A 17,602-nucleotide genomic window follows, 5' to 3' on the forward strand; every position below is an offset into this window, starting at 1 on the left:
CAATTTGACAAATTCAATTTAACATGACTTTATTCACATTGCAAGCAATCCGCTTGAATTATTTTGCTTTATTAACGTAATGAATGACGCACCGAAAACATAGTGAAAAATATCACTTTCTAGTTTTATTTTAGTTCATTCTTTTTATCCTATGTTAAAACAGTCAAAACTGTATTACTTAATATGAAAATCTGTTATATATCACCTTTTGTAAAAACGCTATCTTATCTAGCTTTATTTTCTAAACTAAAAAACAAACGCATAAAATCATGGAGATATAAAAAAGAACTCCTAACACGTAAGAGTTCTTTTTTATTAGAAAACATTATTGTTTTTTTTAAAAGAAAGTGATTTTTTTCACGTTATATCCATTCATGATATTTTTTAATGTATATTTTTTTGATTAATTGTTGTAAAACAAGATATGAAAAACTAATTCCTATTAACCATATCCAGTATTCACTAGGTAGTGCTCCAAAATCAAATGCTTGTCTGAGTGGTTCAAATAAAATAATAAATAATCCTGAACCAATTGCTAAACTACTCATAATTAACATAGGCGGACTGGCTATACTTTGAATGAATGGAATTTTTTCCGTACGAATGACATGCACAACCAGTGTTTGCGTAAATAATCCAACTAAGAACCAACCAGATTGGAAAACACTTTGCTGTGCAACTGTATTAGCTCCAATCACAAACCACATTACAGCAAACGTGATAATATCAAAAATACTACTGATTGGGCCAATAAAAAGAGTGAAATGCAACAGATTTTTTATATCAAATCTTACTGGTTTCATAATTTGCTCTTCATCGACATTATCCCACGGCATAGCAAGTTGTGAAATATCATAAACTAAATTCTGTATTAATAATTGAATTGATAACATTGGTAAGAATGGTAAAAAAGCACTCGCAACTAAAACAGAAAAGACATTCCCAAAGTTTGAACTAATCGTAATCATGATGTATTTCATCATATTTTTAAATACTTTACGTCCTTCTAACACACCATCTTCCAATACAACTAAACTTTTTTCAAGAAGAATGATGGAACTTGCTTCTTTTGTAATATCAGCCGCAGTATCAACTGAAATCCCAACATCTGCCGCTCTTAACGCTGGAGCATCATTAATCCCATCTCCCATAAACCCGACTGTTTCACCTTGATCTTTTAACGTATTAATAATTCGTGCTTTTTGCATGGGGTTTAACTTCGCAAATAGTTGCACTTCATTCACTGCTTGTTTTAATTCGTCATCATCCATAGTGTCTATGTCTGTTCCAATATATGATTTATCAACTTCAATGCCAACATCACGACACACTTTTCGAGACACAATTTCATTGTCTCCGGTTAAGACTTTTACATTGACTCCATGTTGATGCAATGAAGAAATCGCTGTAACTGCTGATTGTTTTGCTGGGTCTAAGAATCCAACAAACCCAACCAGTATCATATCTGACTCATCACTAACAGCATAAGTTGGCGTGTTATGGACATCTCGTTTATAAGCAACAGTAATCACACGCATCCCTTGTTCATTCATTCGTCTGTTTACATCTGACATTTGTTCAATCAACTCATCAGTGAGCGGAACAATTTCATCATCAATTTCAACAGATGAACAAATTGCCGCCATCTCTTCAACGGCTCCTTTTGTTATCATCAGTTGATGGCCGTCTCTTTTTAGCGCAACTGTCAAACGACGTCTAGAAAAATCAAATGGAATCTCATCTATTTTTTCAATTTTATCTGTTATCATTTTATCTGGATTGGTTTCATAATAATTAATAATGGCGTGATCCATTAAGTTTTTCCAACCTGTTTGATAGTTTGAATTGAGATAGGCCATATCTAATACTTTTTGATTTGAATCACCTAAAGGACTAACATGTTCTACTAATACCACTCTATCTTCTGTAATAGTTCCTGTCTTATCAGTACAAAGAACGGTCATAGACCCTAAGTTTTGAATAGCATTTAATTCTTTTACAATTACTTTTTTCTTAGCTAGTGTTTGTGACCCTTTAGCTAAGTTACTAGTCACAATCATTGGCAACATTTCTGGTGTTAACCCAACTGCAACTGCTATCGCAAAGAAGAACGCTTGTGTCCAATCCCCTTTTGATAAACCATTTATCAAAAATACGACCGGGAACAATACTGTGACCATCTTTAGTAATAATTTACTGATACGATTTAAATCACGGTCAAAACTTGTTAACGCACGGGCTGTACTAGCAGATTTCGCAATATCCCCAAAGAATGTATCTTGACCTGTTCTTAAAATAATGACTTCACCTTGACCACTCAAGATATCTGTCCCCATAAATACTAAATTATTTAAATCAATCGCTGAAGTATCTTCATCAACTTTTACATCGACTTTATCTGACTCAAATTTTTCAACTGGCATTGACTCCCCTGTTAAAGAAGACTGATTAACGAACAAGTCTTTCGTCCAAATAAGAACCCCATCTGCTGGTATCATATCTCCAGCTGATAAATACACAATATCTCCAGGTACCACATCTTCCATTGGACGTTCTTTTATCTCGCCATCTCTTTTAACCGCACTAGTATGTTTCACCAAATTTTGTAATGACAGTGACTCTTTTTGTGCTTTAAAGTCTTGCGTAAAACGAATAAAAGCACTGATTAAAATCATCGTAGTCATCACAAGAACCGCTTCAAAATCTTTTGTTAAAGCTGAAACGATTAATAATGCTGCTAAAACATAAATAAATGGATCCATGAATGATTCAAATAACACTCTATACCAAGGTTTAGGTTTTTGCACATTCACTTTGTTCTCACCAAATTCATCTAGCCGTTTTTCAGCATCTTCTGAACTAAGTCCATCAGGTGAGGTTCGAAACTCCATCATCAACTCTCGAACACTTAGATTAGACAGTTTTTTTAGTTCATCATTTTTTTTATTAACTGCTTCTTCTTTTGCCATGTGCATTCCTCCTACAACTAAATTCTCCTCCTTATCATAACATGCATCAGTATTCTTTTCATTTAATCTGAGTTTTTATAAATAAAGTGTACATTTTTTGTAAAAAACTAGATAAAAACCTTAATTATCCAACTTATAAAACAAACCATTGCGTTTACTAATCATTTTATAACAGACTAATAGATTTATTAACTAATACTTAACCTCTAGATGAAAACAAAAAACAACCACAGCCTATTGACCATGATTGTTTTAAGATATTATTCTTCTGTTTGTAATAATGTTTTTGCAATTACTGCCGCAATCAATCCACCAACTAATGGTGCTAAGATGTATAACCATAATTGACTCATAGCATCGCCACCTACAAATAAGGCTGGTGACATACTTCTAACTGGGTTAACTGACATACCTGTTAATGGTACACCGATAAAATGTAGCATTGTTAAAGTTAAACCAATTGCTAAACCATTATATGATGTTTCACCTTTTTTACTTGTTACAGACATAATCACAAATACCAAAATGGCTGTTAGTGTCATTTCAATGATGAATGCACCAGCTGTTGAAATATCTTGATAAGTTGTTTGAGCTAAGTTCTCTACACCTAAATCAGTCATTCCTAAAATTAATCTTAATAGACCAGTACCGAGTATTGCGCCAATCATTTGTCCAACAACATAAACAACAAATTCTTTGACATCCATACGTTTGTTCACTAAAAATGCTAATGTCACAGCTGGGTTTAAATGTGCCCCAGAAATTTGACCGATTGTATTAGCCGCAACCATAATAGCTAAACCAAAACCTAATCCAATACCTAATGTTCCAACGACATTACCACTTAAGACTGCTGTACCTGTACCAATAAAGACTAAAAAGAATGTCCCTATTACTTCTGCTAAACCTTTTTTTACCAAAATACTTCCCCCTATTTTACATTTACCTTATAATTCTTTCTCTAGAACGCTCTAGAGTGTCTACCTTTTCTTTACCCTCTTGGTCCCACTGAATCATACGATAAAAGGCATCATGATAGAAAATAAATTTATAATTGTTTTCATATGCTTCTTTTAACCATTTTTCTTTATTTGCTATGGATGTCATTGGGTAATCATCATAAGCGAGTACCCATAAAGAATTTTGATGAGCGTGAGTTGGCATGATATCTGCCATATGAATCATCGTCTCACCATTTTGTTCAAGTTTAATGACAGAGTGTCCATTACTATGTCCACCTGTATGTATCATTGTAATTCCTGGAGCCACTTCAATTTCGTCGTCATAAATCGCTACTTGATCTACGATTGGTTCCCAATTATAGGCCCAATAAGTACTCTTCGAGCGTATATTAGGATGTTGCATTTCTTCCCACTCAATGGCTTGAACATATATTTTTGCATTTGGAAAGACAGATACATAACCACCATCGTCAGTTGGTTTAGTTAATCCAGTTGCATGGTCAAAGTGCATGTGAGTCATTAACAGAAAGTCAATGTCTTCAAAAGTCAATCCTAATTCTTTTAAAGATGACTCAACTTCAGACTCCCAAGCAACACCGAAAATCTTCTTTTGTTTATCCGTAAATTTTCCATTTCCTACACCAGCGTCAATCAAGTAATTTTTACCTTGATATTGAATTAATATAGGGTCTGTCGGTAACTCAATCTGATTTTTTTCGTTCACTGGATATTTTCTTATCCAGACTGGTTTTGGTACAACGCCAAACATCGCTCCACCATCCAAACAAGTCATTCCACCTTCTAACCAGGTTAATGTCATATCATGAAACGTTAATGTATCCATCTGATTTCCTCCTAGTAGTTGATTACATATAGTTCATTTCTTTAGCTTTTGCTTTTAATTCATCTCTAAATTTAGGATGAGCAATATTGATTAATCTTTCCGTTCGTTCAAAAATTGTACTACCCTTTAATTCTGCACTCCCATACTCAGTCACTACAGTATCAATATCATTTTTTGATGTTGCAACAGGAGCACCTTCGAATAAAGTTGGTACGATTGTCGAAATCTCATCATTTTTAGCTGTCGAGTATAAACAAATAATTCCAGTACCACTCTCTGTTAAACGTACCCCTTTCATAAAATCAGATTGGCCGCCTGTCGACGAATAGTAAAGCCCTTTCACTCTTTCTGAATTACATTGACCAAGGAAATCAACTTCAATAGCAGAATTAATCGCAAATAAGTGTTTCATCTGACTAATTGTGTCAAAACTATTTGTGTAGTCACACGGTAACATTAAAATGTCTGGGTTATTATTCATGAATTCATAAAGTCGCTTGCTTCCGATGGCAAAAGTCGCAACTGACTTACCATTATGAATTTCTTTTTTACTATTATCAATAACGCCTTTTTCAGTTAAGTCAACTAATTTTTCAGGAAGCATTTCTGTATGCAATCCTAAATGTTTTTTCTCTGTCAAATATTCCATTACAGCATTAGGCATTGCACCAAAACCAATTTGCAATGTGTCACCATCTTTTACTTTTTTCGCAATTTCACGACCAACAGCTAAATCTTTTTCATTTGGTGTTGGACTAACAAGTTCTGGTAACTCAACATTATTTTCAATTAAAGCATCGACTTGGCTGATGTGAATTGTATTTTTTTCACCAAATGTTCTTGGCATATTTTCGTTCACTTCTAAAACAATTCGTTTAGCACCTTCGACTAATGAGGCAACGTAAGATGGACTAGTACCTAATGAAAAGTTTCCATCTTCATCCATTGGCGATACTGTTGCCATAATGATTAATTTGTCACCTTCACGTTTTTTCAAAATAGAAGGGATGTCAGAAAAATGATTTGGTAGCAAATCAATGTTCCCTGCATTCATTCCTTTTCTATCCATGCCTGATAAAAAGATTGAAATTTGGCGTAATTTTGATTTTTCTACATCAACGGTTGGAAAACTAGGTAGCATACGATATAAAGAGTTACCCTCTAATGTATCCATTTCACGAATAGCATCTAATAATGCGGGTGGTTCACCCGGCATTATAGGGAAAACAATAGCGTCTCCTGGTTCAACGACGCTGACTGCATCTTTTGCTGACTTTATTTTTTCATTATATAAGTTATCGTAATTCATGGTTAAACTCTCCTTATTATTGTCAGTTTTTTCTGAATTTTCAGTTTTTTTCAAATTTAGGTTTACGTTTGTTAATGAAAGCGTCCATGCCTTCTGTTTGATCTTTCGTTGAAAACAGCGAGCCAAATACTTCTGCTTCAAGTCTTAATCCATTTGATAAGCTCATTTCAATTCCTGCATCAATGACTTCTTTGCTTAATTCTACTGCAAGTGGTGCATTCTTTTTAACTTGGTTTGCTAATTCTATTGCTTCGTTTTGCAAACTATCAAAACTAACCACTTTATTAACTAATCCCATAATTAGTGCATCTTCAGCTGAAACAATTTTTCCAGTAAAGATTAATTCTTTTGCTATACCTGTACCAACTAAACGAGATAAACGTTGTGTTCCACCAAATCCTGGAATAATTCCTAAACCAACTTCTGGTTGACCGAATTTTGCATTATCTGAAGCAATTCTCATATCACATGCTAAAGCTAATTCACATCCACCACCAAGTGCAAAACCATTGACACAAGCAATTGTCGGTTGTCTTAATGTACCTAATTTCATAAATACATCATTTCCAATTTCTGAAAACGCACGTCCTTCAAAAACTGTTTTGTCTTTCATCTCAGCAATATCTGCTCCTGCAACAAATGCTCTATCACCTGTTCCTGTAACAAGTAAGACATCAATATCTTGACGAGAGCTGACTTCATCAATTGCTTTACTAATTTCTTCTAAAACACCTGTACTTAATGCGTTTAACATTTTAGGGCGTTCAATTTTTAACGTTCCAACACCGTTTTCGACAGATAAACTTAGATATTTATATGATTTCATAACTGATTCCTCCCATTATTTTTTATAGTCGTAAAAGCCTTTTCTAGTTTTGTTACCTAACCATCCTGCTTCAACATATTTTTTAAGTAATGGAGCTGGACGATATTTAGAATCATTAAATCCATCATATAATACGTTCATGATAGCTAAACATGTATCTAAACCAATGTAGTCAGCTAGAGCTAAAGGCCCCATTGGGTGATTTGCACCTAATGTCATTGATTCATCAATTTCTGCTGCTGTTGCAATGCCTTCACCTAGTACAAAAATGGCTTCATTGATCATAGGAATTAAAATACGGTTTACCGCAAATCCTGGTGAATCTTTAATATCGATTGATACTTTTCTCATTTTGCTCGCTACATCTAAAATAGAGTTTGCTGTTTCATCACTTGTTGCCAGACCATGGTTAATCTCAACTAATTTCATCAGTGGTACTGGATTAAAGAAATGCATTCCGACTATTTTTTCTGGTCTACTTGTTACTGAAGCGATTTCAGTAATTGATAAAGAAGATGTGTTTGTGGCTAAAATTATATGTTCTGGTACAATCGCGTCTAACTGTCTAAAAATATCTAATTTGATTTTTTTATTTTCAGTAGCTGCTTCAATTACTAAATCAACATTTTTTGCATCTTCATAAGATGTTGATAGGGTAATTCTATCTAAAATTTCTTTTACTTCGTCTTCTGTTTTAGATCCGCGTTTAACTGACTTTTCTAGAAACCTTTTAATTTTATCCAATCCGTTTTGTGTTGCAGTATCGTTAATGTCGTTCATATAAACGTTGTATCCAACTGTTGCTAATACTTGAACAATCCCATTACCCATTTGTCCTGCTCCAACAACCATTACATTTTTAATATCCATTTTATTCTTCCTTTACTTTACATTTTTTATTTACCCATGGTTTTGCTATGATACTTCTTAATCTATCTGAAGATGAACCGTAGATGGCTGTGATTTTAGCATCACGCACGAAACGTTCAATGTCGTTATTTCGCATATACCCATAACCACCACTCATATTAATAATGCTCTCAGTTGTTTCTATAGCGAGATTTGACGCTGTCAGTTTCGTCATCGCAACCATTCTCTCGTCTTGTTCTTGCCTTGAATTGATGACTTGCATCAATAATGATCTGGCAGAATAAATCCCTGTTTCAATATCAGCTAGTTTATATTGAATCGAAGCCATATCGATTAAGCGTTTTCCTAAATTTCTATTATAAGAAACATATTTCAACCCTCTATCTAATGCCCCACCAGCAATACCTAGCGATTGAGCTGCAACTGCTAAGCGGTTTCTATTTAAAATTGAGTCGATTTGTGGTAAGCCATTTACCACCCCACCAAGTAGATTATCATCAGTCAATTGAACCTTATCAAGTTGAACGCTTGCTACTGGAAGAGCCTTAATACCCATTTTCTCTTCAAGTTCGCCAACTTTTAAGCCATTTGTTTTTTTGTCTATAACAAAGATGGCATATCCTTGTGTTCCATCCAATGCAATTGTTTTTGCAGCAATTAATAAAACACTCGCTATTGGTGAGTTGGAGATATAATCTTTATTACCAGATAACACCCATCCTGTTTCAGTTTGGTGTGCAACTGTTTTCATTTCTTCAATCTCACTACCTGTAATTGGCTCATTTAGAGCAAAGCATCCATAGATTTCTCCATGTAATGCTTTTTCTAAATAGCGTTCTTTTTGTTGTGTTGTTCCAAATGTTGAAATAGGCCAAACACAATGGCTTTCTTGAGTTAACAAAATACTTCCAAGTGCGGGGAAATTCTTTGAGACTAGGCGAATGACACTTAAGTAATCATGGTACGTTAAGTCATTTAGATTTTTATACAAACTAGGGAGAATCGCCAGACTAAACAAATGAATCATTTGTTCTTCTGGAAATTTGTCCACGGTGTCGTAATATCTTGCTGCTTTAGCAAGCTCTTGATGAGAGTAATCAGTCACTTGTAATACCAACTCATGTCTTTTATCCATTGTGTTGACTCCTTTACTTCAATAATTAGCCACGTTTAACAACTAAAGCAATACCTTGTCCGCCACCAATACATAGTGTTGCTAAACCATTTTTCGCATCACGTTTTTTCATTTCATGTAGTAATGTTACTAAGATACGTGCACCACTTGCTCCGATTGGATGTCCTAGAGCAATTGCGCCACCATTAACGTTTGTAATGTCTTCATTTAATCCTAATTCTTGCGCTACGCTCATTGCTTGAGACGCAAATGCTTCATTTGATTCAACTAAATCTAAATCATCAACTGTTAAACCAGCTTTTTCCAATGCTTTTTTAGTTGCAGGAATTGGTCCAGTTCCCATAATCGTTGGATCCACACCAGCAGAAGCATATGATTCAATTGATGCTAAAACTTCTAGACCTAACTCATCTGCTTTTTCACGTGACATTAATACTAAGATTGCTGCACCGTCATTTACGCCTGAAGCATTACCTGCTGTAACTGTCCCGTCTTTTTTAAATGCTGGACGTAAGTTTGATAATTTTTCTGCTGTAGAACCAAAACGTGGAAATTCATCATCTTTAAAGATGACTGGTTCACCTTTACGTTGTGGAATTTCGATTTCAACGATTTCTTCTTTGAAACGACCTGATGTTACGGCTGCTTCAGCTTTGTTTTGGCTTTTAGCTGCAAATTCATCTTGCTGTTCTCTTGTGAAACCAAATTTTTCTGCAATGTTCTCTGCTGTGATTCCCATATGAATTCCGTGGAAAGCATCTACTAAACCATCTGATAACATTGTATCGATTACTTTAGCATCTCCCATACGTTTACCCCAGCGTTCACTTTCTAAAATGTAAGGTGCTTGACTCATACTTTCAGTTCCGCCAGCAACAACAATCTCATTGTCACCTAACATGATAGATTGAGCAGCAAGAACGACTGTTTTTAATCCTGAACCACAGACTTTATTAATTGTAAAAGCCGATTTTTCTTGAGGAATGCCAGCATTAATCGCCACTTGACGAGAAACGTTTTGACCTAATCCACTTGATAAAACATTTCCTAAAATAACTTCATCAACTAATGATGGATCAAGGTTAATATCTTTAAGTGATGCTTCCAAAACTTTTTTGCCTAATTCAACTGCGTTCATGTTTTTTAGGCTTCCACCAAAACTTCCGATTGGACTTCTTCTTGCTGATACGATTACTACTTCTTTCACTTATGTTTCCTCCTATAGCGTCAATTAATAAAGCGCTTCATTTACACTTATTATTTTATCCTTAATTCTAGTAAAAATCTAACAAGTAAATATAATTTCAACTATTAGTTAAACTAATAGTTGTTTTATACTTTTAAAAATCAAGGTTTTATCACATACTTTTACCAAACAGTACCATTTTATCTATAAATTTTTTTTAATAATTGATTAACTGTTTCTTTTAAAAATAAAAAGAACAAAAGACTAATCTCGTCTCATGTCCTTTTATTATACTTTAAATTATTGGTTGATAGAAATAACTTAATATTGATTCATACACTTTACTCTCAACTTCTGAATAATTTGATTTTATCGGGCGACATAATAAGACGTTAAACGGAATGGGATCTTTAAACGGAATCTCTTTAAATAGCGATTTGTCCATCGTGCGTTCAATAGGTGATGGCAATACTGTTACTATTTAGAATAAGATCGTATAAAGAATGGATATTTAAACTGGAATTCTTTTACATTTTAGTTGCTATGTAGTGTAGAGAGGTAAGTAATACTGTTACTATTTTAGATTCTTGTGTTGCTTCAACTAGATAATCCCACGAAGATGATTGGAACATAATTTTCGCCTTACTTTGTATCTCTGCTAATTTATTTCTTACTAATTCATTTGTAGTAAAGCTGTCATTGAAGGTACCGATTGGATAAGGCTCTAAATCTTCCCAATTCAACATTTTTTTATAAGCCAGTGGATGATCATGGTAAACAAATGCTGTCATTTCATCAATTTGAATGACATGTTCTTCAAATGCTTTCGGATCTAAACTTGTCGGCTCAATTAAAATAGCATAGTCTAAATCATTTTGAAACAACATTTTTCTTAGCTGATTACTACCACCCTCGATAATTTCAATTTGAATATCTGGGTTGGCTAGAGTGAATTTCGGGAAAAATGAAGAAAAGAAAATACGTAAAATCAGCGAAGGAAGTCCTATACGAATCGTTCCTTTTTGCTTTGCCGCCTCTTTTCTTACCATATCATTCATCTGTTCATGTAGTTTTGTTATTTGTTGGGCGTAAGCATATAGCTTTTCCCCACTTGGTGTCAAAGAATCCAAACGTCCATTCTTCCTGTAAAATAACACTAACTCTTCATTTGCTTCAAAATTTATTATCAACTGACTCAAAGCTGATTGTGTAATATGTATTTTTTTTGCAGCTAACGACAAATTACATCCACACTCGACAATATTCATAAAATAATACAACTGTTGAATATCCATACCTTTATCCCCTTTACTTTCCTATGTTTTAAGAATACTCATACACTCAAAAAAAGGCAACACAAACGCGTTTTTTACATAAAAAAGCTGCTAAATCCATGACTAATTTAGCAGCTTATACTCTTATTTAATTCAAAATTTTATTGATAATTGGAAAATTTAATTTAATGATTAAAGATTAAACAAATGCACCTTGTCCAGTTAAGTAACGTCCAACAATTAGTGCGTTGATTTCGTGAGTTCCTTCGTAAGAGTAAATTGCTTCACCATCAGCGAAGAAACGAGCTACGTCCGTTTCTAATGTAATTCCGTTACCACCACATACTTCACGACCTAAAGCAACTGTTTCTCTCATTCTTAATGCATTATGCATTTTAGCTAATGCAGAGTTTTCTTCTAAGAATTCACCTTTTTCTTGCAAGTTAGCTAATTGTACAGAGTATGCTAATGTTGCAACAACGTTTGCTTCCATACGGGCTAATTTTTCTTGAACTAATTGGAATGAAGAAACTTTTTTACCAAATTGGTCACGCTCTTTAACATATTTAAGTGCAGCTTCTAAAGAACCATAAGTCATACCCATTGCTAAATGAGCGATGTCAGCACGTGTTGCGCGTAAAATACGGGCAACATCTTTAAATCCATTAACATTTGCTAAGCGAGTGCTGTCGTCAACTTCAACGTTATCTAAGTAGATATGTCCGTTTTGAACTTCTCTTAACGCTACTTTATTTTGGATAACATCAACTCTAAGTCCTTTTGAACCACCAGGTACGATGAAACACTTAATTTTATTATCAGTTTTATCACGAGCAAAAATTGGTAAGATATCAGCAGTGTTTGCTCCACCAATCCAACGTTTTTCTCCGTTAATAACCCATTTATCGCCTTTTTTCTCAGCAGTTGTTGCAAGTCCACCCGCAATATCTGATCCATGATCTGGTTCAGTTAAACCAAAACATCCTTGCCATTCAAATGACGCCACTTTTGGTGCGTAATGATCGATTTGTTCTTCACTACCACCTATTAAGATTGTATTGTAGCATAATCCACCATGAACTGTATAAAATGTTGCGATTGAAGCATCTAATTTAGCAAGTTCTAAATATAAAAAGGCATTATATAATTCACTTGGTTTACGTTTTCCTTCGCGTCCTTCAAATAATAATGAACTGTTCATTACACCAACTTTGGCAATTTCACCGAACGCTTCAAATGGGAATTCAGCTTTTTCCCAGTGCTCATTAATAACCGGTTTTACTTTTTCTTCTAGAACTTTTCGTAAATTTTTAAGAACAGTGAATTCACCTTCAGTTAACCTTCTTGAAAAGGTATACAAATCTAACGGATAAAACTCTTTCAATTCTTCTAAATAGGACATGTTATGTTCCTCCAAAAATTTATTTTTTGTTATTTCCTGCTTACAACCAAATAATAATCCGTTTTCATGAACATTGCTACTTAACAAAAATTATGTAAACTATTAGTTTTATTAATACTTTTATAAACCCCTTTCATATAAAGCCTTTCTTCTATAGAAGTCTAACTATTAGGGGGTTAAAAATATTACACATTTAAATTAGAATTATTATCAAGTGATACTAATCACTTGAAAACGGATAAATTTATGATATGATTGAGATATAAAATAAGATTGGAGGAATAAAAAATGACGTTTGATTTTACTGATAGAGGACAAAAACCTGTTGTAGAAAATGTTGAAGAATGGACTTTGGCTAATGATAATTACCGCACAACTGTATGGACTGGTCAGAAAATGCAAATGACATTGATGTCTATCCAACCAGGTGATGATATTGGCCTTGAAGTTCATCATGGCATTGATCAATTTTTACGTATTGAAGAAGGTAAAGGACTTTGTAAAATGGGAGATGCGGAAGATAATTTAACTTTTGTTAAAGAAGTGTCAGATGATGATGCGATTTTCGTTCCTGCTGATATGTGGCATAATGTAGAAAATATCGGTGACAAACCTTTAAAACTGTATACATTGTATGCTGGTCCTGATCATGTTCCTGGAACAGTTCATAAAACTCATCAAGATGCTATTGATGACCCTAATGAAGACTAAATAAATAACAAAATCCCACAGAAAAAATTTATCTGTGGGATTATTTTTATTTATATTTTTAAGGCAAAAAAAATAAGCTCAAGGCTTATATTAAATTCAGACACATGGCGGCACCAACTTAGTGCTGCTTCCTTCCAGATCTGACACGCTTCATCGGCCCACCATTGTCCTAGCCATAACGGCAAGTATTATTGTACAACATTTTGCGTTATATTGCTAGCCTTTTTTTCTTCTTTCTTTTTTTGACGAATTGTTCTAAAAAAATTGGTTAAAATAGACGAACATTCTTCTTCTAAAATCCCTTTCTCTACATAACAAAAATGATTAAATCGATTATCTTGTAACAAATTCATTAATGATCCTACTGTCCCACCTTTAGGATCCATTGCACCAAAAAAAACTTGGTCAATTCTGGATAGTAAAATCGCACCACTACACATAGGGCAAGGTTCAAGCGTAACAAATATTTGCGCTTTTTCGAGTCGCCAACTCTCCACGTTTCGATTTGCTTCTCTAATTGCAACCATTTCTGCATGCGTCGTTGCGTCTTGTGAAAACTCACGGACATTATGTCCTCTACCGATAACTTTACCATCTAATACCACAACAGCACCAATTGGAACTTCTCCCATTAATTCTGCTTTTTTTGCTTCTATTAGCGCTTCTTTCATAAATTTTTCTTTGTCATCAGTTGACAGTACTACTTCTCTTAGAAACATGATTAACCCCTCTATAAAAAAATAATTTTGGTGCCCATATTTATGATAGAATAGCTTTAACGAAAAATAAAGGGTGAGTTACTTTGGACAGTCAATCTCTTCAAGCCTTATTTCCAAACGGCACAGTTGAATCAGTCTATAGAGAGACAAAAACACATTTAGTTATCCCTCTTGATAGTGGCTATTTTTATCTAAATAAAGATGATTTATCTCCTAGAGAGATTGTATTAATTACAGAATTACTGATAAACAAGCAACCCAAAAAACAAGTAAATAATCATGTTTGGTATAATATTTTATTTAATCATGGTGAGTTACCAAGTACACCTAAACATTACCGTATTATTCAAATGAATTTAAGGAAAAATACGAGTAACAAAGATAGTTGGCTAGCCCATTTTTCTAGTTTATTTGACTGTGTAGTAGATTCCTTCTTTGTTGATGACACCACAGCCATTATTGTCGAAGAACAAACAAGTATCTTCTACTCAAAGGAAGACATTAAATCAATGATACTAACACTGGAAGCTGAGTTTTTAATTCAAGCAACTATTTTTGTTGGAAAATACCAAGCTATATCTCATGATTTTATCGACTGCTTTAATGAAGAAACGACCATTTTCAAACTATATAATACTTCGTTTCATGCAAATGATGTGTTTGAATTTCAAGATGTTGCTCTTAAGTATTTAACAAAAAAAGCCATCAAGGATAGTCCTTTGATGACTAGTTTATACAATACAACGAATTTCGATGAAGAAACGATACGAATGATAAAAACCTTATGGCAAGAGCAAGGTAACATCACTTCAAGTGCTAAAAAGCTCTATACTCACCGTAACACGTTACAATATAAGTTAGATAAATTTTCAGAGCAAACAGGTATTTCATTAAAAAATATGACTGATTTGACTCTTTATTATCTACTTATTCTCTCACTCTAGTTTCTATTATTGTTACCAAATAATAGAAATAGACGTAGTACTTGGAGTAATGAAGCAACTGCTGCTGCCACATAGGTTAAGGCTGCTGCAATAAGAACTTTTCTAGCCATCGCTAACTCATCATCATCTAAGATATGATTATCACTTAAAATAGCTAGTGCTCGTTTAGATGCATTAAATTCAACTGGTAATGTCACGACTTGAAATAAAAATGTTAAGGCAAAACACCATAAACCAATTGTCACCAAAGCTGGTGTTGCGCTGAAGAAGATAGCACCAATCAAGATTAATGGAATCGATATTTTAGCACCAAAATTCACGACAGGGACTAAAGCAATTCTTAACTTTAATGGTGCGTAATGTTTTTGGTCCTGTACCGCATGACCACACTCATGAGCTGCAACACCTATTGCTGCAACAGATCTTGAATCTGCTACAGTTTGTGATAAACTCAGTATCTTCGTACTTGAATTGTAATTATCCGTCAAATCTCCTGATATTTGTTGCACACCAACATTATGGATACCAGAGTCTTGTAAAATCAAACGAGCGACATCTGTTGCTGTGTAACCTTTTCTGTTCATTACTTTGTCAAATTTCCGATAAGTACTGTTGACATAACTTGATGCCAACATCGAAATAAGCATCCCAATAATAACTAGAATATACGTACTATCAAAAAACGGGTAAAACATTATATAAGCCTCCTCGCTATTAATCATACTGTCATTGTAACAGATTTTATAAAAAACGTTTATAAATTACAGTTGAAAAATAACCAAACATACATATTTAATGGTGTTTTAATAAATTCTTAATATAAAGCCAACTCTTCTTTATTAAGTAGATTTCTTATACAAAATAAGGTATCTTAATAAGAGACGGATCTAGTAAAATGTTATAATATATAAGCACTTATTATGAAAGGAATACATCTATGCGCGAACTTCTTGATACACCCACTCAACGTAGAATTCATATTTTAGAACAATTAAATGAAGTCTCAGATTGGATTAGTTCTAACGAATTGGCAAAAAGTAATAATGCTTCACTAAGAACAATAAATAACGACGTAAGCTACCTGAAAGAAAATTGGTATCCCCATCTATTAATTGAAACGTCAAAAAAAAATGGGGTTAGGCTTCAAACACAACCCAGTAGCCATATTGAGGTTGTTTATCGCTATGTTTTAAAAAATTCTGAAGCATTTCGCTTAATTGAATCAGTTTTCTTTGATACTACATTGAGCATTGAAAAATGGGGAGAAAAGCTCTTTATCAGTGAATCTTCTCTTTATAGAATTACTAGTGATATTTCTAAATCATTAAGTAAATATGGACTGACTTTAGAAAAAAAACCATGTCGAATTGTTGGAAAAGATGAATTTTTTGTACGGTTTTTCTATACTAGTTATTTTTTTGAAGCCTATCAAATAACCGAATGGCCTTTTCCTTCAAATAAAAAGAAAACAATTCAGTTTGTGAAAGATATTATCAATTACTATAATGAAGATGTTTCTGAAAAAGACATCCTATTAATAAGCTACATTTTATGTATTTCGCTTACTCGTCAAAGTCAAGAATATTTTATTGAAGGTTACGATAAAGGAATATTTACAAAAAAAATGTATCATTCTATTGATAGAAAATCAGATGATTTGGAAGAGATTGTGAAATATTATGGTTTAGTCGTCAATGACCAACTGATTTATGATTTAATGTTTTCTCTTTACTATCATTTAATTAATTGGCACTCGGAAGAAGAGTATCTTCACATAACAAAGGAAGTTAAACGCTTGATGAAAAACATTCGTAATGTTTTTGATTTTACATTAACGAATAAATTATCTGATAAAATAGAAAATTCACTGAAACATATTTATTTACAACATACCATCTATCCTTTTCCAAACTATATTATTTTCAATAAAAATTTTTATAATGCTGTAGCTATTAAAAAATTATTCCCGACAATGTCTTTAGTGATTGAACAAGAACTAATTAAACTTGAAAAGTCGACTAATTTTCCTTGGCATACAGATTATTTTTATGAAGTTCTCTGTACTATGATGATCCAATGGACTGACTTGCCTACTCTTTTAGAAACAAAAAAACAAAAAGCTAAAATATTAGTCATGAGTAGTTTAGGGCAAGATCATTCAGACTTTTTATCGAAAATGATTCACAAGAACTTTGAAAACAAAGCAATTATTGAACCATATATGAAATCAGTTATTTTTATTGAGGATATTCCTAAAGAGTATTTTTTAAGCTATGATATTATAGTGAGTACTTTTGACTCTGAATTATTACCACAGGATAAATTAGTAGTCATTGATGATATTCCTTCAAATTCGGATTGGGGAACTATTCGTAGAGCTATAAACAATACACATCAATTAGATGAAAAAGTTATTACTTATTTAAACAATAATTATTATTAGGGAGCTTT

The 17,602-nt window shown here is 33.4% G+C and carries 15 protein-coding genes and 1 other RNA gene; 3 read left to right on the top strand and 13 right to left on the bottom strand.

Annotated features, from left to right (window positions below):
* Nucleotides 1–362: 362 nt before the first annotated feature.
* From mgtA to fadE, 10 genes are all read right to left on the bottom strand, one after another.
* Nucleotides 363–2,969 (bottom strand): magnesium-translocating P-type ATPase, encoded by a 2,607-nt coding sequence (gene mgtA / locus BHY08_RS08235; protein WP_157093657.1) that lies wholly within the window; start codon nt 2,967–2,969, stop codon nt 363–365.
* Between the two features lie 260 nt (nt 2,970–3,229).
* Entirely contained in the window at nt 3,230–3,889 is a 660-nt protein-coding gene (locus tag BHY08_RS08240) for an MIP/aquaporin family protein (RefSeq protein ID WP_071457411.1), read from the bottom strand.
* A 22-nt stretch (nt 3,890–3,911) separates the two neighbouring features.
* Entirely contained in the window at nt 3,912–4,775 is an 864-nt protein-coding gene (locus tag BHY08_RS08245; protein ID WP_071457412.1) for a YtnP family quorum-quenching lactonase, read from the bottom strand.
* A 22-nt stretch (nt 4,776–4,797) separates the two neighbouring features.
* Complete coding sequence (locus tag BHY08_RS08250; RefSeq protein ID WP_071457413.1) at nt 4,798–6,084, bottom strand: acetyl-CoA hydrolase/transferase family protein; 1,287 nt, start codon at nt 6,082–6,084, stop codon at nt 4,798–4,800.
* A gap of 40 nt (nt 6,085–6,124) precedes the next feature.
* Entirely contained in the window at nt 6,125–6,910 is a 786-nt protein-coding gene (locus tag BHY08_RS08255) for an enoyl-CoA hydratase-related protein (RefSeq protein WP_071457414.1), read from the bottom strand.
* A gap of 15 nt (nt 6,911–6,925) precedes the next feature.
* Complete coding sequence (locus BHY08_RS08260) at nt 6,926–7,780, bottom strand: 3-hydroxybutyryl-CoA dehydrogenase (protein WP_071457415.1); 855 nt, start codon at nt 7,778–7,780, stop codon at nt 6,926–6,928.
* 1 nt (nt 7,781) lies between these two features.
* Nucleotides 7,782–8,915: an acyl-CoA dehydrogenase family protein gene (locus BHY08_RS08265; RefSeq protein ID WP_071457416.1), complete on the bottom strand. Its 1,134-nt coding sequence runs from the start codon at nt 8,913–8,915 to the stop codon at nt 7,782–7,784.
* 25 nt (nt 8,916–8,940) lie between these two features.
* Entirely contained in the window at nt 8,941–10,122 is a 1,182-nt protein-coding gene (locus BHY08_RS08270) for an acetyl-CoA C-acetyltransferase (RefSeq protein WP_071457417.1), read from the bottom strand.
* A 506-nt stretch (nt 10,123–10,628) separates the two neighbouring features.
* Entirely contained in the window at nt 10,629–11,396 is a 768-nt protein-coding gene (locus BHY08_RS08275) for a LysR family transcriptional regulator (protein WP_420855309.1), read from the bottom strand.
* A 178-nt stretch (nt 11,397–11,574) separates the two neighbouring features.
* Nucleotides 11,575–12,777, bottom strand: coding sequence for an acyl-CoA dehydrogenase FadE (fadE, locus tag BHY08_RS08280; RefSeq protein ID WP_071457418.1), 1,203 nt, complete (start codon nt 12,775–12,777; stop codon nt 11,575–11,577).
* 288 nt (nt 12,778–13,065) lie between these two features.
* On the opposite strand from fadE, the gene BHY08_RS08285 reads away from it, so the two are divergent.
* Nucleotides 13,066–13,488, top strand: coding sequence for a cupin domain-containing protein (locus BHY08_RS08285; RefSeq protein ID WP_071457419.1), 423 nt, complete (start codon nt 13,066–13,068; stop codon nt 13,486–13,488).
* An 82-nt stretch (nt 13,489–13,570) separates the two neighbouring features.
* Here the strand turns inward: BHY08_RS08285 and ffs are convergent.
* Nucleotides 13,571–13,669, bottom strand: an RNA gene (gene ffs, locus BHY08_RS08290) — signal recognition particle sRNA small type.
* A gap of 7 nt (nt 13,670–13,676) precedes the next feature.
* Nucleotides 13,677–14,207 carry a tRNA adenosine(34) deaminase TadA gene (gene tadA, locus BHY08_RS08295; RefSeq protein WP_071457420.1) on the bottom strand — a complete coding sequence of 177 codons (531 nt, stop codon included), beginning with the start codon at nt 14,205–14,207 and terminating at the stop codon, nt 13,677–13,679.
* 83 nt (nt 14,208–14,290) lie between these two features.
* Here tadA and BHY08_RS08300 point away from each other — a divergent pair, with 83 nt between their 5' ends.
* A complete protein-coding gene (locus BHY08_RS08300; protein WP_071457421.1) occupies nt 14,291–15,151 on the top strand; it encodes a helix-turn-helix domain-containing protein in 861 nt (286 codons plus the stop codon).
* Here the strand turns inward: BHY08_RS08300 and BHY08_RS08305 are convergent.
* Nucleotides 15,148–15,846 carry a zinc metallopeptidase gene (locus BHY08_RS08305; RefSeq protein WP_071457422.1) on the bottom strand — a complete coding sequence of 233 codons (699 nt, stop codon included), beginning with the start codon at nt 15,844–15,846 and terminating at the stop codon, nt 15,148–15,150. The genes BHY08_RS08300 and BHY08_RS08305 overlap by 4 nt on opposite strands.
* Before the next feature lie 242 nt (nt 15,847–16,088).
* Here BHY08_RS08305 and BHY08_RS08310 point away from each other — a divergent pair, with 242 nt between their 5' ends.
* On the top strand, nt 16,089–17,594 hold the full coding sequence (locus BHY08_RS08310) for an AcpB/EbpR/MafR family transcriptional regulator (protein WP_071457423.1): 1,506 nt from the start codon (nt 16,089–16,091) through the stop codon (nt 17,592–17,594).
* Nucleotides 17,595–17,602: the final 8 nt, after the last annotated feature.

Source organism: Vagococcus teuberi, assembly GCF_001870205.1.
GTDB lineage: Bacteria > Bacillota > Bacilli > Lactobacillales > Vagococcaceae > Vagococcus > Vagococcus teuberi.